General features: G+C 73.6%; 18 protein-coding genes and 1 pseudogene. 10 read left to right on the top strand and 9 right to left on the bottom strand.

Translation table 11 applies throughout. The features are described from left to right. The first annotated feature begins 128 nt into the window (after nucleotides 1-128). Entirely contained in the window at nucleotides 129-1,493 is a 1,365-nt protein-coding gene (locus ACIGXW_RS15685) for a cryptochrome/photolyase family protein (protein ID WP_399573456.1), read from the top strand. Between the two features lie 107 nt (nucleotides 1,494-1,600). Next, nucleotides 1,601-2,386: a hypothetical protein gene (locus tag ACIGXW_RS15680; protein WP_399573455.1), complete on the top strand. Its 786-nt coding sequence runs from the start codon at nucleotides 1,601-1,603 to the stop codon at nucleotides 2,384-2,386. A 52-nt stretch (nucleotides 2,387-2,438) separates the two neighbouring features. Here the strand turns inward: ACIGXW_RS15680 and ACIGXW_RS15675 are convergent, their stop codons facing one another. Beyond that, entirely contained in the window at nucleotides 2,439-3,986 is a 1,548-nt protein-coding gene (locus tag ACIGXW_RS15675; protein WP_143170236.1) for a hypothetical protein, read from the bottom strand. 62 nt (nucleotides 3,987-4,048) lie between these two features. Beyond that, the gene (locus tag ACIGXW_RS15670) at nucleotides 4,049-6,055 is read right to left on the bottom strand and encodes a hypothetical protein (RefSeq protein WP_399573454.1); all 2,007 of its coding nucleotides are present in this window, start codon (nucleotides 6,053-6,055) and stop codon (nucleotides 4,049-4,051) included. A 295-nt stretch (nucleotides 6,056-6,350) separates the two neighbouring features. Here ACIGXW_RS15670 and ACIGXW_RS15665 point away from each other — a divergent pair. Beyond that, nucleotides 6,351-6,956: pseudogene (locus ACIGXW_RS15665) on the top strand (phosphatase PAP2 family protein); the annotation flags it as partial. 99 nt (nucleotides 6,957-7,055) lie between these two features. Here the strand turns inward: ACIGXW_RS15665 and ACIGXW_RS15660 are convergent. The 4 genes from ACIGXW_RS15660 to ACIGXW_RS15645 all read right to left on the bottom strand — a co-directional run bounded on the left by ACIGXW_RS15660 (nucleotide 7,056) and on the right by ACIGXW_RS15645 (nucleotide 11,231). Further along, nucleotides 7,056-7,739 carry a response regulator gene (locus ACIGXW_RS15660; RefSeq protein ID WP_399573453.1) on the bottom strand — a complete coding sequence of 228 codons (684 nt, stop codon included), beginning with the start codon at nucleotides 7,737-7,739 and terminating at the stop codon, nucleotides 7,056-7,058. Between the two features lie 7 nt (nucleotides 7,740-7,746). After that, on the bottom strand, nucleotides 7,747-9,177 hold the full coding sequence (locus ACIGXW_RS15655) for a sensor histidine kinase (protein ID WP_399573452.1): 1,431 nt from the start codon (nucleotides 9,175-9,177) through the stop codon (nucleotides 7,747-7,749). Nucleotides 9,178-9,318: 141 nt separating this feature from the next. After that, nucleotides 9,319-10,656, bottom strand: a complete 1,338-nt coding sequence (locus ACIGXW_RS15650; protein ID WP_399573451.1) for an MFS transporter — start codon at nucleotides 10,654-10,656, stop codon at nucleotides 9,319-9,321. Nucleotides 10,657-10,796: 140 nt separating this feature from the next. Next, nucleotides 10,797-11,231 carry a hypothetical protein gene (locus tag ACIGXW_RS15645; RefSeq protein ID WP_399573450.1) on the bottom strand — a complete coding sequence of 145 codons (435 nt, stop codon included), beginning with the start codon at nucleotides 11,229-11,231 and terminating at the stop codon, nucleotides 10,797-10,799. 230 nt (nucleotides 11,232-11,461) lie between these two features. On the opposite strand from ACIGXW_RS15645, the gene ACIGXW_RS15640 reads away from it, so the two are divergent. The 6 genes from ACIGXW_RS15640 (at nucleotide 11,462) to ACIGXW_RS15615 (ending at nucleotide 18,223) form a co-directional block, all read left to right on the top strand. Continuing rightward, nucleotides 11,462-13,048, top strand: a complete 1,587-nt coding sequence (locus tag ACIGXW_RS15640; RefSeq protein ID WP_399573516.1) for an APC family permease — start codon at nucleotides 11,462-11,464, stop codon at nucleotides 13,046-13,048. Between the two features lie 41 nt (nucleotides 13,049-13,089). Beyond that, complete coding sequence (locus ACIGXW_RS15635) at nucleotides 13,090-13,701, top strand: phosphoribosylanthranilate isomerase (protein ID WP_399573515.1); 612 nt, start codon at nucleotides 13,090-13,092, stop codon at nucleotides 13,699-13,701. Nucleotides 13,702-13,811: 110 nt separating this feature from the next. Further along, nucleotides 13,812-14,852, top strand: a complete 1,041-nt coding sequence (locus ACIGXW_RS15630) for a helix-turn-helix domain-containing protein (RefSeq protein WP_399573449.1) — start codon at nucleotides 13,812-13,814, stop codon at nucleotides 14,850-14,852. 70 nt (nucleotides 14,853-14,922) lie between these two features. Then, nucleotides 14,923-16,137, top strand: coding sequence for a UDP-N-acetylglucosamine--N-acetylmuramyl-(pentapeptide) pyrophosphoryl-undecaprenol N-acetylglucosamine transferase (locus ACIGXW_RS15625; protein ID WP_399573448.1), 1,215 nt, complete (start codon nucleotides 14,923-14,925; stop codon nucleotides 16,135-16,137). Continuing rightward, the gene (locus ACIGXW_RS15620) at nucleotides 16,134-17,135 is read left to right on the top strand and encodes an SDR family NAD(P)-dependent oxidoreductase (protein WP_399573447.1); all 1,002 of its coding nucleotides are present in this window, start codon (nucleotides 16,134-16,136) and stop codon (nucleotides 17,133-17,135) included. Before ACIGXW_RS15625 ends, ACIGXW_RS15620 begins: the two co-directional genes overlap by 4 nt. A gap of 17 nt (nucleotides 17,136-17,152) precedes the next feature. After that, a complete protein-coding gene (locus ACIGXW_RS15615; RefSeq protein WP_399573446.1) occupies nucleotides 17,153-18,223 on the top strand; it encodes an alpha/beta hydrolase in 1,071 nt (356 codons plus the stop codon). Nucleotides 18,224-18,279: 56 nt separating this feature from the next. On the opposite strand, the gene ACIGXW_RS15610 is transcribed toward ACIGXW_RS15615, so the two are convergent. After that, complete coding sequence (locus tag ACIGXW_RS15610; RefSeq protein WP_399573445.1) at nucleotides 18,280-19,674, bottom strand: alkaline phosphatase; 1,395 nt, start codon at nucleotides 19,672-19,674, stop codon at nucleotides 18,280-18,282. Between the two features lie 227 nt (nucleotides 19,675-19,901). Continuing rightward, nucleotides 19,902-20,093: a hypothetical protein gene (locus tag ACIGXW_RS15605; protein WP_361898874.1), complete on the bottom strand. Its 192-nt coding sequence runs from the start codon at nucleotides 20,091-20,093 to the stop codon at nucleotides 19,902-19,904. A 349-nt stretch (nucleotides 20,094-20,442) separates the two neighbouring features. Here ACIGXW_RS15605 and ACIGXW_RS15600 point away from each other — a divergent pair, with 349 nt between their 5' ends. Then, entirely contained in the window at nucleotides 20,443-21,690 is a 1,248-nt protein-coding gene (locus tag ACIGXW_RS15600) for a serine hydrolase domain-containing protein (RefSeq protein WP_071963043.1), read from the top strand. A gap of 99 nt (nucleotides 21,691-21,789) precedes the next feature. On the opposite strand, the gene ACIGXW_RS15595 is transcribed toward ACIGXW_RS15600, so the two are convergent. Continuing rightward, a partial coding sequence (locus ACIGXW_RS15595; RefSeq protein WP_399573444.1) for an FG-GAP repeat domain-containing protein occupies nucleotides 21,790-22,052 on the bottom strand: 263 nt, incomplete at its 5' end.

Here is a 22,052-nt window from a genome sequence, read left to right as displayed (position 1 = left end):
CCAACAGGTGAACTCGGACGCTCGAGAGGCCGCTCCGCTCCCCGCGACGGCCGGTGTTCGCGCACGCTACGGAGTGGATCACTTTCCTCGCGTGTCCGTGTCCACGGCCTCACCTCCCGGAGGAGCCCTTGACGGTCTCCGTGGTGCTCTTCACCGCCGACCTGCGGGTGCGCGACAACCCCGTCCTGCGGTCGGCGGCGGCCGCAGGGGAGAAGGTCGTCCCCCTGTTCGTGGTGGACTCCGGTGTGCGCGACGCCGGCTTCCTCGTGCCCAACAGGGCCGCGTTCCTCGCCGACAGCCTCGCCGACCTCGACGCCGCCCTGCGCGAACGCGGCGGACGGCTGATCGTCCGCCACGGCGACGTCGTGGCGGAGACCTGCCGGGCGGCCGCCGAGGCCGGCGCCCGCACCGTGCACATCGCCGCCGGAGCCAGCGGCTACGCGGCACGCCGCGAAGCACGGCTGCGCACGGACCTGGACCGCACGGGGCGCGGGCTGCGGGTGCACGACGGCGTCGTCACCGCCGTACCGCCCGGCGCGGTCGTCCCCTCGGGCAAGGACCACTTCGCGGTCTTCACCCCCTACTTCCGCCGCTGGCAGGCCCAGCCCGTACGCGACCCGCTCCCCGCCCCGCGCGCCCTCGCCGTTCCCGGTCTGCGCTCGGACCCGCTGCCCACGGCCACCTCGCTGGCCCCGGGCCAGGCGTCGCCCGGCGTGCCCACCGGCGGCGAACGGGCCGGACGCGAGCGGCTGCGCCGCTGGGAGGCCGCGGCGCTGGACGACTACGCCCGGCACAGCGACGACCTCCCGGGCGACGCGACCTCCCGGCTCTCGCCCTACCTGCACTTCGGCTGCCTCTCACCGGTCGAGGTGCTCCACCGGGCCCGCCGGCACGGCGGCGAGGGCGCCGACGCCTTCGTGCGCCAGCTGGCCTGGCGGGAATTCCACCACCAGATGCTGGCCGCCCGCCCCGACGCGAGCCACCGCGACTACCGCCCCCGCGGCGACCGCTGGCGCGACGCCCCGGAGGAGGTCGCGGCGTGGCGCGAGGGGCGGACCGGCTATCCCGTCGTGGACGCCGGCCTGCGCCAGCTGCGCCACGAAGGCTGGATGCCGGGCCGCGCCCGGCTGCTCGCGGCGAGCTTCCTCAGCAAGACGCTGTACGTGGACTGGCGCGTGGGCGCCGCCCACTTCCTGGACCTGCTGGTGGACGGCGACGTGGCCAACAACCAGCTCAATTGGCAGTGGGCCGCCGGAACCGGCAGCGACACCCGCCCCAACCGGGTCCTCAACCCCCTCGCCCAGGCCCGCCGCTTCGACCCCCGGGGGGACTACGTGCGCCGCTGGGTGCCCGAACTCGCCGGCATCGAAGGACCCGCCGTCCACCGCCCCTGGCTGCTGCCGGCCGCCCGGCGCGACGGCCTCGGCTACCCCGCCCCCGTCGTGGACCTGGCCGAGGGCCTGGCCCGCTTCCGCCGGGCCCGCGACGCCTGACGCCGGCCTGAGCTCCACGCGTGGATCGCGCTCTGGTCAGTGCCGGGGACGTGCGTGAGGATGTGGGCCTCCTGTCAGATCCGATCCGTTGTGGAGGTCCGGCGATCGTGAACCGAAGACCGTTACGAGCAGTGCTGTGCGGCGTGATCGCGGTGGTGTTCGCCTGCGGGGGAGCGGCCGTGAGCGCCCCCGCCGCCGGGGCCGCCGCCGCGTGCGGCACCGACGCGAACGCCCCCGGCCACGCCGCCCGGGCCACCGGCGAGACGCTGTCGGTGCCGCGGGCCGACGGCCGCGTCGAGCAGTTCCAGCAGTTCTACGACGACCCCGGGCCCGGCTCGTACCTGCCCTTCGTCTGGCACCGGTCGCAGGACGAGCCCGGCGGCCCCTACGGGGACTGGGAACGCGTCAGCCGCACCCCCGTCGGACCGAAGCTCTACCAGGTCAGCGCGGTGGAGAGCCATGGCCGCCTCGAGGTGTTCTTCTCCTCGTCCGGCGGCTTCTGCCACACCGTGCAGGAGGCGGACGGGCGGGAGTGGAGCCCGGCGGAGGGCTTCGGGCTGAGCCCCGCGCCGTACCACGGCGGCATCGTCCTGTTCGGGGACCGCGACGGCCGCCTGCACGCCTTCGCCTCTACCGCCACGGCCACGGACTCGATGCAGGTCCGCAGCCAGGACCCCGGCTCCGGCCGCTGGGGAGAGGTGCGGGGCCTGGGGAAGGTGCCCGACTCCTTCGTGGGGCTCGGCGCCCCGACGTCCGTCACCCAGCTCGCCGACGGCCGCCTGCACATCGTCGCCCGCGAGTGGAACCGCGACCGGTTCTGGCAGATCACCGAAGCGGAGCGCTCCTCGTCGTGGGGCCCGTGGGAGCTGTGCGCCGCGCAAGGCTGCCCCTGACGCACACCGGCCCGCCACGGCAGGGCTGGGGCGGGCCCTTGGGGGAAGGTCCTCAGGGGGTCCGGTAGGGCGGCGGCGGGCTGTCGCCGGTCGCGGGCACCTGGATCATGGGCACCGGCTTGTTGTGCGGCCAGCCCGCGGAGGCGTCGTCGAAGCTCAGCTCGCCGCCGGCCGCGGGCACCCGGCCGGCGTCGTGGAGATTGGTGATCTGGTTGAACACGTCCTGCACGTCAGGGTTCTCCCGGCCCGTCTGCGCCGTGACGATGCGCGTCGCCCAGACGGCCGTCAGCACGGCGTCGTGATGCATGATCGCGTAGCCGTCGCTGAGCGCGGCGTCGGGGAACTTGAGGTCCTGGAAGCTCTGGTGGAAGGGCTTGAACCCGCTCGGCGCGTGGACCCCCTTGATCCAGCGCTCGGAGTCGGTCGCGGAGGCCTCCAGGATGGTGATCTTGTTGTCCTTGAGCAGCCCCATCACCTCGTCCGCCTGCTGCACGGCCCCCGTCGAACCCGTGACGATCGTGATCGGCTTGTCGTGCCCGCACTGACCGCGCGTGGACAGTGCCCGTACGAGATCGGCCAGGTCACGGCCGCGCCCGGCGTAGAAGACCAGCTCGGTCCTGGTCAGGCAGATGTTCTGGACGGCGTTGAAGAAGAGCTTGGGCACCCCTTCGGCATTGCTTCCGGCGGATCCGACGAAGGAGACCCGCCGCTTGTCGATGTAGTCGGCGAACACCTCGTCGTAGGCCTTGCGCATGGTCTGGACGAAGTTGTCGTCCCTGCTGTCGAACACCAGGTATCCGCGGCGCTGTTCGGCGGGCAGCTTGTCCAGGTGCTGCCGGAGCGCCCTGGCGTAGTCGGTGTTGGACGGCGAGACCTTGAACAGGCGCTCGGCGTCGATGTTGGTGGCGGTCAGGACGGCACCGATCGCCGGGATCTTCTTCTTGCTGAGCTCGACCGCGGCGTCCTGGGTCTCGGGAATGCTCACGCCCAGCCCGGCCACCGCCACCAGCGGATGCTTCCCGCCGGTCAGCCCGGCCAACTGCGCGACGACCGGCCGCCAGTGGGCCTGTTTCCTGCCCTCGCTGGCCAGGAGCAGCTGGACCTGGGGGCGCTTGCCGTGGATGCCGGTGGAGGCCGCCGCCGACAGACCGGGGCAGCCGTTGGCGCGGCACTGCGCGGTGTAGGCGCCCTGCAGGCTCGTCCTGATCTCCTCGATGGGCAGGGCACTGCTGTCGCTCGTGGTCATCGGCGTCAGCAGGGCGACCTTGACGTACGGGACCGGGCTCCGGCCGCTGCCGGGCTTCTCCCACTGGTCGCGGACCCGCCGGTTCTCCTTCGCGATCCGCTCGGTGATGTCCCTGAGCTGCGGGTCGAAGGAGTACGCGGTCTCGTTCATGATGCCGACGCACTCCCGCTCCGCCCCGGACCCCCGCCACACCAGCTCCGGCGTCCCCGGCGAGCAGCTGTCCTCCCGCGCCGACGGCCGTAACAGCCACAGGGCGCCCCCGGCCAGCAGGGCGACGACGAGGACGAGCGCACCGAAGCCCGCCCACCCCCTCCACCACGGGCGCAGTTCGTCGGGACCGGGGTTCAAAGGCATGATCTCGGCTCCTTGCTGGAACGAAAGGCGTCCCCCCGGGCGCCGGGACGCCGGACGCGGTGTCACATGTACTTCGCGGCCTCGTGCCTGAGGCCGACCCGGCGGGGATCGGAGCGCATGGCCAGATCCTGGAACATCGAACTGATCGTGAGGTTGAGTTCGGGCCGCGCCCCCGGCAGCCGGTTGCGCGGGTCGGCCGCCAGCCACAGCGCGGCCACGAGCACGGTCAGGGCCCTGCGCTGGGCGAACGAGCGCGGGGCCAGCTCCGCGGCGAGCCGGTCCGCCCGCAGGGTCGCCGACACCTCGGGCACGACCGGTTCCCGCAGGGGAGCGGCGGTGATCGCGTACAGCTCGTACAGCCAGGCGTCGGTGTCGCCCGCCTCCAGCAGGCCGGCGGCGAGGTGATCGGTGACGTCGTCCAGCCGCCCCAGGGCGAGGGCGTGGTGGAGCACGTCGATCGGATGGCCCCGCAGCAGGTGCCAGGCCCGCAGCCGCCCGTGCACCTCCTCCCACTGCCGCGGCGAACGGGCCAGTTCCCGGCACAGCAGCAGCCGCAGCCACGGATGCAGGACCGGCCTGCCGGGCAGCGGCCGCGGATGGGAGTTCTCCAGATAGCCCGAGCCACGCCCGCCGCGCACCCCCGCGTCCTGGGGGACGGGATCCACCAGCCACAGCCGGGTGCCCGTGTCCCGGGCCAGGGTGTTGCGGGTGTGGATGGAGAAGGTGTCCAGAAGCCCGGAGTCGCACGCCGAGTCGAACTCGCGGGCCGCGCTGCACGCCACGAGAGCATCGCGCTGATCATCCGTCAGATCCTGGAGCAGGTCCTCCAGCACGGCGCTGCCCAGCGACGTCTGCACGGGCGCGTCGCCGGCCCCCGGCGCGGGGGCGGACAGCAGGCCGCGCAGCAGCACGTCGGGATCCCCGCGCCCCACGCCGAGCCGCGCCGCCTCGAGCAACCGGTGCGCGCTCCACGGGTGACCGCGCGTGAGGTGGTGGACCAGGGGCGGCGCCTCGGGCAGGTGTGCGGCCACCTGGGCGCCGAGCTGGGCGACCTCGCCGGCGGTCAGGTCGCGCAGCCGCACGCAGTACCAGCGCCAGGACGCGTCCGGCGGCGGCTCCGGAATCGCCTGCTCCCAGTCGGCGTACGAGGCCTGCTCGGGCCGGCGGATCGTCACCCCCGCCGGGCCGGGCGCGAACGGCCCCGGAACCCTCCCGGCGTCGGAGGCGGTGGCGACCGCCAGCAGCGGGTCGGGCGCGGCGGCGGCGTCCCGCAGCTGCGTCAGCAGGTCCAGGAACCCCCGGCCGCCGGCGGCGTCGATGTTGTCCAGCAGCACCACGCAGTTGCGGTCGCGCCGCCGGCGGGCGTACTCGCCGCGCAGGTCCGCCAGGAACGCCGCGCACAGCCGCCGGTCCACCGCGGCCCGGTCGGCCTCGGCCTCGCTCTTGCTGAGCTGGTTGAGGGCGACGAGCTCGTGCAACGGAGTGTGCGGCCCCGCGTACCAGGCGAGCCCGGTGCGCCGGGCCACGCTGAGCGGCAGCCGCGGCGGACGGCGGATCAGGCCGGCCAGCAGGCCGACGCCGGGTATCTGGATGAGGTTCAGGTCCTGCAGCAGCCCCGCCACTTCGGCGGCGCGGTCGGCCACCGCCGTGCGGTCGTGGGCCTCCTGCAGCGCGCGGCGCAGCTGCTGGCCGGCCCTGCGGGAGTCGTTGGCGTCGAGGGAGAGGCCCGGGTCCACCACGACCAGGCCGAGGGTGAGCCGGGGGAAGAGGAGCGCGGGCTGGCGCGCGAAGCGGTGCGAGAGCCCGTAGGCCAGCCGGCCGGCGACCTCGTGGGGCCGGCGCGGCGCGGCCGAGCCGAAGTCGTAGAACGCGTGCGGGCGGTGCGAGCCCAGATAGCCCAGCCACTCCAGGGCGGAGGTCTTGCCGCTGCCCCGCCCCCCGGCCAGCACCAGGACGGGCAGCCCGTGTTCGCCCTGCTCCCCGCGGCCGTCCTGCACCCGGGTGCGGCAGTCCTGGAAGAGCGTCTCGATCCCCTGAATCCCCAGCGGCCGCATCGGTGGTTCCGGCAAGCCCCTCAGCCCCCTCAACCGGCACGTGCCCCCGCCGGACCGGTCACAGAATGCTGCCACGCGAGTGCGGCGCGCGCGACCGGTAGGACGAGATCCGCCGCCCGGCGCGCGCCCCGGTGCACCGACGGGGCGCGGGCGGCCGGGGCGTGCGCCGTTCGAGGGGGCATCCGAGGGGTCGGTGGGCAGGCCGTCCGACACCCGGCTGACCGTCCGGGTCAACCCCGACGATCGTCAGGGGTGCGGGTTGCCGTTCGACCCGGGTGCCGGCCGGGGCGGCGTCCGTAGGTTCGGCGGCATGGAACACGGAACACGACGAGAAGGTGACGGCCGCCAGATGGCCCGGCGGGTGCCGGTCGCGGCCGGCGTGCTCGCGGTGGCCGCCGCCGTGCTGGTGTGGGCGGCGCCGGGCGGCGCGGGCGACGGGACGGGGGCGGTGAGGGTCACCGCCGGGACGTCGGTGTCCGTCTACCGGTCGGTGGCCGGCGGCGCCTCGGACGCCCCGGGCTGGGTGGGCTCGCTGCTGGGCCTGGCCACCGAGGGCACGCTGGTGGTGCTCGGGCTGATGCTGATGTGGACGGCCTGGACCGCCTGGCGCCACCGCGAGGTGCGCACGCTCGCCGGCGTCCTGACGGCGGGCGCGGGCACGGTGGCGGCGTACGCGGTCAGCGAGGTCCTGAAGACCATGGTCGACGAGGAGCGCCCCTGCCGGGCACTGCGGGGCGTCACCGCGGTCGAGCCCTGTCCGGAGGTGGGGGACTGGTCCTTCCCCAGCAACCACTCCACCCTCGCCGCCGCGCTGGCCGTGGGCCTGGCCGTCCTGCGGCCCCGGCTCGCCGCCATGACGCTGCCGCTGGCCGTTCTCGCCGCGCTGCTGCGGGTGGCGGTGGGCGTGCACTACCCGCACGACGTACTGGCCGGTGTCGTACTGGGTGCGGCGGTGGCGGCCGCGGCGATGCTGGTGCTGCCGCCGCCGGCCGTCAGGCTCCTCTCGCCGCTGGTGTCACGGTCCGGCGGGAGCCGACGGGGCACTCACGCCCGCTTCGTGGGCCACGACCGCGGCCGCGGCCCGGTTGTCCACGCCCAGGCGGGCCAGGATCGAGCTGACGTGCGCCTTGACGGTGCCTTCCACCACGTTCAGCCGCCGGGCGATCTGACCGTTGGACAGCCCGGCACCCAGGTGGGACAGCACGTCCCGTTCCCGGGCGGTGAGGGCGGCGACCCGCTCGCGGGCGGCGGCGCGCCGCCCGGCGGCGCTCCCGGCGCCGGTCGCGGCCAGATGGGCCACCACCCGGGCGGCGACCTTCGGTGACAGGTAGGCGGCGCCCCCGGCCACCGCCCGTACGCCCGCGATCAGTTCCTCGGGCGCACCGGACTTGACCAGGAACCCGGAGGCGCCGCCCGCCAGCGCCTGGAGGATGTAGTCGTCCTCGCCGAACGTCGTGAGCATCACGACGCCGGTGCCGGGTACGGCGGCGCGGATGTGCGCGGCTGCCTCGATGCCGCTCGCCCGCGGCATCCGGATGTCGAGCACGGCCACCTCGGGGCGGTGCCGGCGGACCAGCTCCACCGCCTCGTGCCCGTCCGCCGCCTCCGCGACGACCTCCAGCTCCGCGTCGGTGGAGAGCACGGCGCGCACTCCGGCGCGGATCATCGGCTCGTCGTCGGCGACCACGACGCGGATCATCGCGTGCTCACCCGCCGAGGACGGCGAGGCCGACCAGCCGGCCGTGCCGGAAGCAGAGCTGGTACGAGTCGCCGGAGCTGTCGACGAACCGGTCGGCCGTCACCGCGTAGTACTCGCACTTGATCCCCGGCCCCTTCGGTTCGGCCGCCGGCGGACGGTACGGCAGCTGACGGTCCGGCAGCAACGCCGCCACCTCGGAGCGATTCTGCCCCACCCGGAGCGCGGCGTAGTCGGCAGGGGCCAGGACCGAGTGGGACAGCGTCAGCGAGCCCCACACCGCCAGGGCGGCCGTCAGCGCCGCCGTGGCCAGCAGCGGTACGACGACCGCGGCGGCCAGCGCCCGCCCCGCGCGGCGGCGCGCCCGCCGGTGCTCCGGCGCCAGGGCGGCCGGGGCCGGCGGGGTGAGCGACGGCCCCGGCGGCTGCCGCACGGCGGCGTGCGGGAGGCGGGCGGTGACGGCGAACCCGCCGTCCTCGCACGGGCCGTGGGTGAACGTTCCGCCGGTCAGCCGCACCCGTTCGTCCAGGCCGACCAGGCCCCGGCCGCCGCCGTGCGGCCGGGCGGCGGGGGCGGCCGGCGCGGGGGAGTTCTCCACCGACACCACGGTCCCGGCGGCCGTGTGCGTGACGCGGACCGTCGCGCTCGCCCCCGGCGCGTGCTTGGCGACGTTGGTCAACGCCTCCTGCACGACGCGGTGGGCGGCCCGTTCGACCACGCCGGGCACCTCGTGCTCCTGGCCCACGGTGTGCAGTGAGACGGCCAGTCCCGAGGCGACGGCGCCCTCGACCAGGCGCGCGACGGAGAAGTCCGCGGGGCGCGCCGGGGCCGTCTCCGCCTCCTCGCGCAGGATGCCGATCACCTCGCCGAGCCGCTCGACGGCCGTGGCCGCCCGCGCCCGGACGTCCTCGGCGGCCGCCCGGTGCTCCTGCGCGAGGCCGGGCGCGAGCTTGAGCGCGCCGGCCGACAGCGCGATCAGGCTGAGGTCGTGGCCGAGCGCGTCGTGCATGTCCTGGGCGATGCGGGCCCGTTCGCGCAGCCGCGCCTGCTCGGCGACCAGTCGCTGCTCGCGCTCGAGCTGCTCCGCGCGGGACCAGCCCGCCCGGACCAGCTCCTGGTACTGACGCCACAACCGGCCCGCGAACCAGGGCAGCAGCGCGGCCCCGACCACCATGGCGACGAACCGGCTCCCCAGCGCCAGCAGCGCCGGCACGGCCACCACCGCGATCGCCCCCGCCACGACCAGCACGCTCAGGGCCGCTGCCATGGGCCAGGTGCGCCCGGAGCGGTGCCCCGCGAAGAAAGCGGCGGCCATGGCCGGCAGGGCCCACCACAGGCTCGTCGCGCTGAGCCCCGTCGTCGCCGCCGCGACCACCGCCAGCACGGTGCCCGGATCGCGCCCGCCCACGGGCGCGCTGTCTGTCGCTGTCGTTCCGTACACGGATGCACGGTATGCGGACGGTACGGCGAGCCGTGCTCCGGGTCACGGGCTGCCGAGTACCGCGCCCCTAGGGGGCGCGGGGAACTGCGCGCCCGGCCACGGACGGCCCGCAGTCGACCGGCCGCACATCCAGCGGAGCGCTCAGAGGTCGCCCGCCTCCGGCATCCCGGGTCGCCCGCCCAGGGCCGCCCGGCCGACCGTCGCGGTGAGCAGGGCCAGGGCGGCGGCCGTGGCGGGCACCCCGAAGGCGACGGCGGGGCCCAGGTGTTCCGTGCTCCAGCCGCCCGTCGCCGAACCGGCCGCGATGCCGGTCAGCAGTGCGGTGACGGCCAGGGTCATGCCCTCGTTCAGCCGGTCCGGCGGCGTCAGGGCCTGGACCAGGCCCATGCCGGTGACCATGGCCGGCGCGGTGGCCATGCCCGCCAGGAGCAGTGCGCCCGCCAGGGCGAGGAGACTGCCGGCGGCGGCCGCGAGGAGCGGCAGGAGCGCCAGGGCGGCCATCGCGGCCAGGCAGCGCGGGAAGCGGGCGCCGGCCGGCCCCGCCGGGCGGGCCAGCCCGTACAGCAGTCCCGCGGCACAGGACCCGGCCGCCTGCAGGCCCAGCACGACGCCCGCCGCCGGGCGGTGGCCCAGGGCGTCCGCGAAGGCGATCGTCACGACCTCCAGCGAGCCGAACAGCGCACCGGTGCATACGAAGACGGCCATCACCAGGCCGAGTCCCGGGTGGTCGCGCAGCGGCGACCGCGAGGCGGCCGGCCGGGCGGCCACCGGTGGTTCGGTGCGGCGCTGGGCGGCGAAGAGGACCGTGCCGGTCAGGAAGAGGACGGCGCCGGTGAGCGTGCCCGCCTCGGGGAACAGGGTCGTGCACAGGAAGGCGGCGAGGACGGGGCCCAGCATGAAGCACGCCTCGTCCGCGGCCTGTTCGAAGGAGTTCGCGCAGTGCAGGGCGGCCGGATCGTCCCGGAAGAGGTGCGCCCAGCGGGCGCGGGACATGCCGCCGGTGTTGGGCGTGCTCGCCGTCGCGGCGTACGCGGCGAACAGCGTCCACGTGGGCGCGTCGTACCGTACGCACACGACCAGGGCCAGGGAGCCCAGCGCGGCGGCGAGGGCCGCGGGCACGGCGACGCGGGCCTGGCCGTGGCGGTCCACGAGGCGGGCGGTCCACGGCCCGACGACGGCCGTCGCGGCGAGCCCGGTGGCGACGACGGCCCCCGCCAGCGCGTACGACCCGCGCGCGGCCGAGATCATCAACACCGCGCTGACGCCGAACATCCCCATGGGCAGCCGTCCGAGGAGGTTCCACGCGGTGAAGGCGCGGGTGCCGGGGACGGAGAAGACGCGGGCGTAGGGCGCGAGCCGCCCGGGACGCCGGATCCGGGTCCGGCACGCCGGTGCGGCGGGGCGGCCGTGGTCCATGGCGACGAGCGTGCCGCCGGCGGTGGCGAGGACGGGAGTGCGCGGACGAAGGGCTTCAGGCATGCCCCCCACCCTGGCCGCGCCCGTGCACGGCGGTCCAACACCTGATGGGCGGCCATTGACGCACCGTGGTTGTCAATGCGGACGCGCCGCCGAGGAGGGTGGGGGACCGCCGTGTGCCGCGCCCCCGGGGAGATCCCCGGTCAGCAGTTGGTGTTGTGCAGCGGCGGGGTCTCGAACCGGCCCTGGTCGGCCACCGACAGGATGCCGACGACGTTGCTGCAGCCCAGGCTCTGGTTCTTGAAGGCGTACGTCTTCGTCTGGCCCGCGCTAACCGTGAAGCCCTCGCTGAAGTGGGACGTGTTGCCCTTCTTGTAGCCGAACTTGACGGTGACCTTGCCGCCGCCGGTCTTGCCGTAGACGAGGTTCACCGTGCGGCCGTTGTCGATGAGGCCCACGCAGAACGTCCCGTTGGACAGCGAGGTGCACGAGGGCCCGGCGTTGCGGATCCCGGCGGCCGCCGCCTGGACCGAGGAGTCCCCGGTCGAGGGGGTCGCCGCGGAGGCGGGAGATGCCAGGCCTATCGCGGCTGCCAGGGAGGAGGCGAAGATGACGCCGGCACGGGCGCGCTTGAGCATGAAGAATTCCTTATTACGGCGTTGCGGGCTTTCCCTGAAGGGGCCCCATTGTCGATGATCAGCGGTCAGGCTACCCAGCTGAAACTCTTTCAACAAGGCTGTTCCGGAGCAGTAGAAACGGATCGCGCTATTCCGAATCTTTGCCCGGTGCGGTTTCATTCATCGGGCCGGTGAACGACCCGAGTTCGCCCGCCCGAGGAAACAGGAGGACCGCCGTGACGGAACACCCGATGCCGGCCGACGCCGGTGCTCCCGAAGTGGTCGTCCAGGAACGGCGGCTCCACCGCGACCTCGGTTTCTGGGGCCTGACCGCGATCGGCTTCTCCAACATCGTGGGCTCCGGCTGGCTGTTCGCCGCCCTCTACGCGGCCCGGACCGCGGGCCCCGCGGCGCTGCTGACCTGGGTGGGCGCGGGCGTGCTCTGCGGCCTGGTGGCGCTCGTCATGATCGAGCTCGGCGCGTCCCGGCCGGAGGGCGGCGGCACGGTGCGCTGGCCGCTGTACGCGTCGGGGCCGCTGGTCGGCACGCTCATCGGCTGGTCGGTGCTGCTGTCGGTGGGCGGCACCGCCGCCGAGATCAGCGCCATCATGCAGTACGCCGACCACTACCTGCCCGACATCTACGCCGGCCGCACCCTCACCCCCATGGGACTGGGCCTCGCCGTCGCACTGAGCGTCCTGCTGACGGCGCTGAACTGGTTCGCCGTCAGGACGTTCGCGCGGCTGAACAATCTCGTGGCGGTGTTCAAAATCATCGTGCCGGTGGTCACCGTGATCGCCCTCTTCGCCTCCGGATGGCACTCCGGGCGCCTGAGCGACCACGGCGGATTCGCCCCCTACGGCTATGCGGCCTGCCTGTCCGCTCTCGCCGGCGGCGGCATCGTCTATTCGGTCAACGGATTCCAGGCCGCACTGGACTTCTCCGGCGAGACCCGCGACCCCCGCCGCACCCTGCCGGCCGCGGTGCTCACCGCCATCGCCCTCGCCCTGCTGATGTATCTGGGCCTGCAACTGGCGTTCCTCTTCACCGTGCCCGAAAACCTGCTCGGCCACGGCTGGAAGGGCGTCGATTTCGAGTCCCCATTCGGCCAATTGGCGATCGTTCTCAATCTGCACTGGCTTTCCAGCCTGCTCTACGCGGACGCGGTGATCTCACCCGGCGGATCGGCGTACGTCGGCGTGGCGCTCAACGCCCGCCACACCTACGCCCTCGCCAAGAACCGCACGCTGCCCCGGACCTTCATACAGGTCAGCAGCCGCGACGGCATCCCGCACCGGGCCCTGCTGCTGAACCTCGCCGTGATCGTGGTCTTCCTGCTCCCGTTCGGCGGCTGGCAGAGCATCGTCAGCATCATGGGCGACATGTACCTCCTGGTCTACGCCGCCTCGGCGGTCGCCGTCGCCGTCTTCCGGGCGGACGCGGGCACCACCATGGCCGGGTGGGTACCGGGCCTGCGCTGGATCGCGCCCGCCAGCTTCGTCATCTCCAGCGAGTTCGTGTACTGGTCCGGCTGGCACGACCTGCGCCTGGCCCTGCCCCTCGTCCTGGCCGGCCTGCTCCTCTTCCTGCTGATGCGGCGCTCCGGCCACGACGGCCGCCCGCTCGCCGGCGAACTGCGCGAAGGCCTGTGGCTGGTCGTCCACCTCTCCGTGCTCACGCTGCTGTCCTGGCTGGGCACCTTCAAGGGCTCGGGGCACCTGCCCGACCCGTACGACTCGCTCACCGTCGCGGCCGTCTCGCTGGGCATCTTCTTCTGGGCGGTCCGCTCGGGCGCCGGGCAGATGCGCGCAGCACACCGGCCGGCGCCACGGCCCTGACGTAGGCTGCGCGGGAGCGTCGGCACCAGGAGGCGAGTGAACTGTTCATCAAGATCTGCGGACTGCGTACGGCCCGGGACGTGGACGCCGCGGTGGCCGCGGGAGCGGACGCCATCGGGTTCGTCTTCGCGCCGAGCCCCCGCCTCGTCGGGGCGGCCGAGGCGCGCGAGCTGGCCGGGCGCGTACCGCCGCACGTCCTGACCGTCGGGGTCTTCCGGCACCAGCCCCTCGAGGAGGTCGCCTCCCTGGCGGCCGCCGCCGGACTCCGCGCCGTCCAGCTGCACGGCGACGAGGGCCCCGAGTACTACACGGCCCTGCGCGACGAGGGCTACACGCTCCTGCGGGCCACCGCCCCCGACGCCGGGCGGCGGGAAACGTGCGGTGCGCTGGGCGAGCACATGCTGCTCCTGGACGCCCCCGCACCCGGATCGGGGCGCGCGTGGGACTGGAGCGACCCACGGTTCGTCCCGCCCCAGGGCCGGTGGCTCCTGGCCGGAGGGCTGGACGCCGGCAACGTCGGCCGTGCCGTGCGCGAGCTCTCCCCCTGGGGCGTGGACGTCTCCAGCGGCGTCGAGTCCGCCCGGGGCGTGAAGGACACCGCCCTGATCGCGGAATTCGTCTCAGCGGCCCGCGCGGCGCACGACGCCCCCTGACCCGCCGTCGGGCCCCGGGTGCGGGGAAGGCGGTCGGCTCACCCGGCCAGGGCACGACGCCGGGTGCATCCCACCGGATCACGCGCCGATCGGCGCCTATGCTCCCTGTCATGGAGGCACTGGCCGAGAGGCTGTCGCAACTGGATTCGCACGTCGACGGCGCGATCCGCGTCATCATGTTCTACGACACCCTGATACGCCGCCGGGTGGACCTCCCTGCGCTCGCCCGGGCTTCGGCGGGCCTGGCCGAGTGCGGGGCCGGGATCCGGCTGCACGGCACGGGACGGGCGATCCGCTTCTCGCCCGACGGCAGACAGGCGTCCGACCCACCGCCCCCGGCGTCCGCCGCGAGGCCGATCACCCTCGACGAGGAGGAGATCGGCACGGTGTGGCTGGAACGCCCCGCCGCGACCGGCTCGCTCGACCTCGACGAACTGCTGCTGGAGCGGCTCGCCATCGCCGCCGCTGCGGTCGTCGAGCGGTACGGCCCGGCCCGCACCACCATGGCCGACCCCGCCCTCGTCGAGCTGGCGATCAGCACCGACAGCGACGAGGCGGCCCGGGCCCGGGCGCTGCGGCTCCTGGGATTCGCCGCCGGCCTGCCCGTTCACGTCGTCGCCGTACGGTCGCAGCTCCCGCTCGACCGGATCGGCGCCCTGCTCTGCCCGGCCCGCCCCGTGAAGGCGGCACTCCTCGCCGACGTGGGCGTCATCCTGGCCACCACCGTCGACCGGGCCCGCTTCCCGGCAGACGTACGCGCGGGCATCGGCGCCGCCGAAAGCCCCGACCGCTCCTGGCGGCAAGCCCGCACCGCCCTCCGCTTCACCACCCCCCGCCGGCCCGTCGTCCACTACACCGCCCTGGGGGCGCTGGCACTGCTCGCCCAGGTCCCCCAGGACGCCGCGCGCGACAACCCCGACGTGACCGCGATCGCCCGCCTCGCCGCCACCCCGGAAGACCTGGAAACCCTGGACGCCTACTGCACCGCCGGCTCCCTCCGCCGAGCCGCCGACCTCCTCCACCTGCACCACAGCAGCGTCGCCCGCCGCCTCGACCAGATCGCCAGGACCCTGGACATCGAACTCACCGAGCCCGCGGGGCTGATACGGGCCGGGCTGGCCCTCACCGCGTGGCGGCTGCTGGAGGACTGAGGAGCATTCCGCCTCCCCCCGCCCCCACCTCTTAAAAGCCTCTTAAAGCGCCCCGCCACGCTGCGGTGTCATGGCTACAGCACACGACACCCTTTCGGTGGTCGTCGGAGCGGGCGGTACCGGCGGCCATATCTATCCCGGCATAGCGGTCGCCGACGCGCTGCGCCGGGCCGTGCCGGACGCGGTCATCAGCTTCATCGGAACCGAACGCGGCCTGGAAAGAAGGCTGGTGCCCGGCGCGGGGTACCGGCTGCACACGGTCGACATGATTCCCTTCGACCGTTCGCTGGGCTCCCGCCGCTTCCTGCTCCCCGCCGATCTGCTGCGTTCGGGCCTGCAGGCGCGCCGCGTGATCGAGGAGCAGGGCGCGCAGGTGGTCGTCGGCATGGGCGGTTACCCCAGCGCCCCCGCGGTGCTGGGCGCCCGTCTGGCGGGGCGGCCCGCGCTGGTCCACGAGTCCAACGCCGTGCCCGGGCGCGCCAACCGCTTCGCCACCGCCCTGACCCCGCACGTGGCCCTCGCCTTCGACCGCAGCCGCGAGCACCTGGCGGCACGCACCGGGGCCCGCGCCGAAACGGTCGGCATGCCGCTGGTCGGATCCGTCGCGGGCCTGGACCCGGCGGCCCGGATCGCGCTGCGGGCCCAGGCGCGGCAGTCCTTCGGGGTGCCGCCCGGGGCGCGGACGGTGCTGTTCAACGGCGGCAGCCTCGGCGCGACGCGGCTGACGCAGGCCGCGCTCGGGCTGGCCCGGCTCTGGCGCGGGCGGACCGACGTCCACCTCGTGATCAAGACGGGGCCCAAGACGCTGGAGGAGACGCGGACCCGGCTCGCCGCCGAGGGCTGCGAGCGGATCACCACGGCGGTCGGCTACCTCGACCGCATGGACCTCGCCTACGCCGCCGCCGACCTCGTGGTCTGCCGGGCCGGCTCGGCGACCGTCGCGGAGCTGGCCGGCACCCGGACACCGGCGGTCCTGGTGCCCTACCCCCACGCCCCGCACGACCACCAGACCCACAACGCCCGGGTCCTGTCCGACGCCGGCGCCGGCCTGCTGCTGCCCGACGAACAGGCCACCGGCGACCGGCTCGCCGAGCTGATCGAACCGCTGCTCGCGGACCCCGCGCGGCTGACGGCGATGAGCGCCGCGGCGGACCCCGGCACCCACGCGATCGCGGCCGGCCTGATGGCCGCCTGGGTGCTCCGCCTCGCCGGCCGCGCACCCGCCGGCCCCCTTCCGAACAGCGCCACCGGCGCACACCACGCAGTCGAGAGGACCCACCCATGAGCGAGACGCCCAGCTGGCAGGACCGGACCGTCCTGGTCACCGGAGCGGAAGGCTTCATCGGCTCGACGCTCGTCGACCTGCTCGTCGCACGCGGGGCGCGCGTGCGCGTGCTCGTCCACTACAAGCCGTACGCCGAGCGCGGCCACCTCGCCCGCTACCTCGGGCCGCACTCCCCGGTGCAGTTCCTCGCCGGCGACGTGCGCGACGCGGGCCGGGTGATGGACGCCGTCGCCGGGTGCGACACCGTCTTCCACCTGGCGGCGCTGATCGGCATCCCGTACAGCTACGCCTCGCCCGAGGCGTACGTGCAGACCAACGTGGCCGGCACGGAGAACGTCGCCGCGGCCTGCCGCCGCCATGGCGTACGACGCATGGTCCACACCTCGACCAGTGAGGTGTACGGAACCGCCCTGACCGCCCCCATCAGCGAGGACCATCCGCTGCAGCCCCAGTCGCCGTACTCCGCCTCGAAGATCGGCGCGGACATGCTGGCCCTGTCCTACGCCCACTCCTTCGACCTGCCCGTCACCGTCGTGCGGCCCTTCAACACCTACGGTCCCCGGCAGTCCGCGCGCGCCGTCATCCCCACCATCCTCGCCCAACTGCACTCCGGTGCCGAGGAGATCCGCCTCGGCTCGACCACCCCGACCCGCGACTTCACCTACGTCACCGACACCGCCGAGGGGTTCCTCGCCCTCGCGGACTGCGACCGGGCCGTCGGGCACGCCGTCAACCTCGGCACCGGGCGCGAGATCTCCATCGGCGACCTCGCCCGGTCGCTGATCGCCGCCTCGGGCCGGCCCGCCCGCGTCGTCGTCGACCAGGCGAGGCTGCGCCCCGCCGGCAGCGAGGTGGAGCGCCTGCTGTCGGACAACTCCCGGGCCCGCGCGTGGGCCGGCTGGCACCCGCGGGTCGGCCTGGAGGAAGGACTGGCCCGCACTTCGGACTGGGTCCGGGACCACCTCCACCTCTTCGCCGCCGACCGCTACCAGGTCTGAACAGGAGCCGCACGACGATGACGCACGCACCCGAACACCACCGTCCCGCCGGCCGCCGCCGCGACCCCCGCGTACGGCGATGGCTGGTCGTCGTGGCGTCCATAGCCGCGCTGGGGCTCATCGCCTGGCCGGTCCTGGACTCCTTCGGGGTCTTCTCCGACAAGGGCGACCCCCTCAGCTTCGGCCGGGACGGCGCCGCGGGCGGCAGCCAGGGGGAGAGCGGGACCGGACCGCTGATGCCGACCGGCCCCAAGGCCGACTTCCGCGTCGCCAACACCCTGGCGGACGGCACCAAGATCGGCGTGGTGACGCTGGACGGCAAGAAGTCCGGCTTCAAGGGCAAGGTCTGGGTCTGGGCGCCCAAGCAGTACGACGACCCGAAGTACGCCAAGAGCGGTTTCCCGGTCATGATCGCGCTCCCGGGCGGCAACGGCTACCCGAACAACTACTGGATGGGCACCGACCTCAAGCTGCAGTCCTCCATCGCCGAGTGGTCGAAGCAGGGCAAGAGCCTGCCCTTCCTCCTCGCCATGCCGGTCCTCAACCCGGACGACAAGAACTACTACGACGGCAGCGACATCCCCGGCCAGGCCAAGATGGGCACCTGGCTGACCGAGGACGTCCCCGACCTGATGAAGCAGAACTTCCGCACCCTGAAGTCCCGTGACGGCTGGGCCTTCATGGGCTCCTCCTCCGGTGCCTTCGCCGGCCTGAAGGCGGTCCTGAAGCACCCGGACAAGTTCAAGGCCGTCATCGCCTCCGGCCCCGACATCGTCCCGGACTCCCCGCTGTGGGCCGGCCACGAGAAGGAGAAGGCGGAGAACAACCCCAAGGTGCTGGCCAAGCACCTGATCGACATCAAGGGCCCGGACGTCTACCTCGCCTTCCAGGTCGGCACCAAGGAGAAGACGTCCATGGCCGCGACCAAGCAGTTCCTGTCCGCCTACGGCAACAAGGGCCCGGTCCACACCATGCTGCGGGAGATCCCCGACGGCGAGCACAATGCCAGGACGTACGTGCCCAGCATGGGCATGGGCCCCATCGAATGGATCAGCAAGCACATGGAGGGCCCCACCCCCTCCGGCTGAACCCGCCCCGCGAAGGGCGCCGGACGACCCGTCCGGCGCCCCGGGCGACGCCCGCCTCAGCGCAGGGCGAGGGCCGTGCGCAAGGTGGTGAACAGCTCGGTCTGGTCGGTCACTCCGAGCACCCGGTGGGCCTGCGGGCCCTGGGCCGCGATGCGGACCTGGACGCCGGTGTGCTTCTGGCCCCGGCCGGCCGGGGCCGTGCCGTAACTGACCTTCATCCGGCCGCCCTCGTCGGTGACCAGGGTGGCGGACAGGCCGGGCGGCTCGGCCTCCAGCGGCACGATCTGGCTGCTGTGACCGTGGTCGGCCGTGGTGACGACCAACGTGTCCGGGTGCTGCGCGGCGTACTCGCGGGCGACCTTCACGGCCCGGTCGAACGCGGCGGTCTCGCCGATCTGCCCGCAGGGATCGGCCTCGTGGTCCTGCTTGTCGATCGAGGCGCCCTCGACCTGCAGGAAGAAGCCCTTCCCCTTGCCCTTCCCCTTGTCCGTCCGGTCATGTCCGCCGGCCCGCTTGCCCTCGAGGAGCTCGATCGCCTTGCGGGTCTGCGCCTCCAGGGTCGGCGTGCCCGCGGGCCGCTCGGGGTTGGAGGTGACACAGCGCTGGGGCGCCGTGCCGCCGGCGGCCGCGGGCTTGCCGGTCCACTCGACGGGAACACCGTCCGCTGCGAACAGCCCCAGCACCGGCCGCCCCGGCCGTACCGCGCGCAGCCCCTCGGAGTCGGTCACCACCTGGTAACCGCGCTGACGCGCCAGCTGGGTGACGGTCCTTCCGCGGTCCGGACCCTCGGTGATGGTCTGGTCGAAGCGGCTCCTGCCGCCGCCGAGCAGGACGTCGACGCGGTGCGCGACGCTCTGTTCGGCGATGGACCCCGGGCCGCCGCGGCCCACGGTGTCGCCCGGACACTTCTGCATGTCCCCCGGCCCCTGGCAGCTGCGGTCCCTGACGTGCGACGCGATTGCCGCGGGCGTGGCGTCGGTGAGCTCGGAGGTGGTGACGCTGCCGGTCGCGAGCCCGTTGCGCTGCGCGAGCTCCAGGATCGTCGGCACCGCCCTGTCCGTGTCCGGGGTCTTGGAGAGGCGGCCGTTGACGGTCTTGTGGCCCGTGGCCCAGCCGGTGGCGCTGGCCGCGGAGTCCGTGACGTAGTCCGGTCGCCCGTGCTCGTCCACCGCGTACGTGGTGTAGGCGCCGGTCATCGGCAACCGGTCCATGTGGAGCCGTCCGGCGGCCCCCACCGTGTAGTTGCGGGCGAGAGTGATCTCGGAATCACCCATGCCGTCGCCTATGAGCAGAATGACGTTGCGCGCGGTGCCGCCCATGGCCGCACGGGAAGCCGCCGCGGGCGCGTCGGACGCGGCGCCCGCAGGCACCGCGACGGCGGCGACGAGCAGCGCGGCCGCCCCCAGGGTGCGGCCGCGGTGGGAGCGTCTCCCGGATACCCAGGTCTTCATGCCGTCGAACCTCCACTTGTGTGAGGCGTGAACAGTCGCAAGTAGTCTGCAACTGCTGTCAAGTGGGCGTTCGGCGCGGGCCGTTGGGGTTCGGGTGACGTCGTGCCGGGCATGGCCGGGCGGCGTCGCCGCGCGCCCGGTGGAGCACCGCACCGATGGCCGGCCGGGCCGGTCCCCGCGTCCGCGGTCGGGCCCGGCCGGGTGCGGCCGAACCAGTCACCGCCTTTCTAGCCGCCGGCCCGTGCCCGGGTCCGTGAGCCGACCACGGTCGTCACCACGCCGATCAGCCCCAGTGCTTCCGGGCTCAGCCCCGGTGAGCAGAGGGCGACGACGATGACCACGATCACGACGGTCAGCGCGTCGTATACCTGATCGGCGAGAGGGTGCCGGCGACGCCCGTTCCCCTGACGCCTTTCCATGTACTGCTTCCATCCGCCCTTCACGATCACTCCCCTGACTGTCGTGATTGGGAAAACGGCGGAACATTTGAGATTCCGCTTAGTCGCACTCTGCAGGTATATGGACGGCTGATCAAATACCGAAAGGATTGATCACCCGTGTGCCGCAACGTTATTCGGCGCTTTCACCGCGGCGGACGACGGGCCGGGCGCGGCCGGGCACGTGGCCCACCGGGCGGTGGGAGAACGGCCGGTGGGCCGCCGAAGAGCGGCCGGAGCCCTTCCTTCCGCCATATACGATCTTGGTAGCCGTGGGTCCCACGGGGACCGGCGTGCTCATCAAGTCATCAGGGGACAGGGGAAATTCGGCATGGCGAGAATCGGGCTTCTGCGGGCTGTGGCCACCATCGCGACCACCACGGTGATGGTGACGGGCGGCGCGGCGAACGCCTCCGCCGACCAGACGTCGCCCACGCCGGACGCGGCCGGGATGCGCACGGCCCTGCAGCGCACCATGGAATGGGGCGCTCCGGGCGCCTTCGCGGTCGTCAAGGACCACGACAACCCCGGCCTCGACCAGACGCTGACCGTCGGCAAGGCCGACCTGGGCGGCACCGCGATGAACACCGACCTGCGCTTCAGGATCGGCAGCAACAGCAAGATGTTCGCCTCGGTGCTGGTGATGCGCCTGGTCGAACAGGGCCGCCTCGACCTGGACAAGCCGCTGCGCGAGTACCTGCCCGCGGGAACGCTCCCGCAGAGCTGGCGCATCACCGGACGTCAGGTGCTCCAGCACCGGGCGGGTGTGTACGACCACACCAACGACCTCCTGGAGCAGGCCGGCGAGGAGACGACGAGCGCCTTCGAAAAGCGCATCCGCAACAACGTCTACGCGCCCAAGGACCTCGTGGCGATGTCCGTCAAGCACGGCCTGCAGTACACGCCGGGCACCAACTACGCGTACTCGAACACCGATACCGTGCTGATGGCCCTCGCGGTCGAGCACCTCACCGGCCGGCCCTACGCCGAGCTGCTGCGCGAGCAGGTCTTCGAGCCGCTGAAGCTCGAGAAGACCTCCTTCGTCGTGCCCGAGAAGGGCATCGCCGGGCCGCACATCACCGGTTACCTGACGAACGACGACCGCAGCAAGCCGCTGCTGGACTCCACCGAGCAGACCGCTTCCTGGGTCTGGAGCGCCGGCGCGGTGATCTCCTCCGCCGCCGACCTCGACCGCTTCATCAGCGCCCTCCTCGCCGGCAGCGCCGGTGGGCTGGTCTCCGACGACTCGCTGCGGCAGATGACGACCGCGCTGCCCACCGGAACGGCCAAGATCGGCTACGGGCTCGGCGTCCGCGAGGTCACCCTCTCCTGCGGCAAGGTCTTCGGGCACGGCGGAATCGTCCAGGGCTTCCAGACCCAGACCTACTCCACCGCGAACGGCAAGCGGACCGTCGTCGCCTTCGCCAACGCCTCGAACAACAGCTCCGTCACCCAGGGCCTGATGAACGTCCTCGAGCCCGCCTTCTGCGGCAAGAAGCCCGCTCAGGCGCCGCGCAGCTCGCTCACCCCGGGCGGCACCGCGAACGTCCTCCCGGTCGTGGAGGACCCGCGGATCTAGCGGATCCGGCGGGTACGGACCCCGGCGGCCACGTCGCCGTCCAGCGCTGCCCCTGACCGGGCTCGATGTCTCCGGTCAGGGGCAGCCGTCTGTGGGGCCTCAGCCCAGGATGTGCACCTCGGTGCTGTTGGTGCCCGTGCGGCTCTTCTTCACCGCCACCAGGTCCGGGCGCCCGTCCCGGTTCCAGTCGGCGACGGAGAACTCGAAGGTGCCGTCCGTCTCGTGCAGCGCGGTGCCGGTCTGGAGGGTGAACCTCTGGAAGTTGGCGGCTCCGGAGAGGATGTGGACCTCGGTGCTGTTGGTGCCGGTCCGGCTTTTCTTGACGGCGACGAGGTCGGGGCGTCCGTCGCGGTCCCAGTCGG

Origin of the sequence: Streptomyces sp. NPDC053079, assembly GCF_044546695.1 — a bacterium.
In the GTDB taxonomy this organism is placed as follows: Bacteria; Actinomycetota; Actinomycetes; order Streptomycetales; family Streptomycetaceae; genus Streptomyces.
The sequence above is the reverse complement of the archived record's forward strand: the minus strand, read 5'-3'. Positions and strand labels throughout refer to the sequence as shown.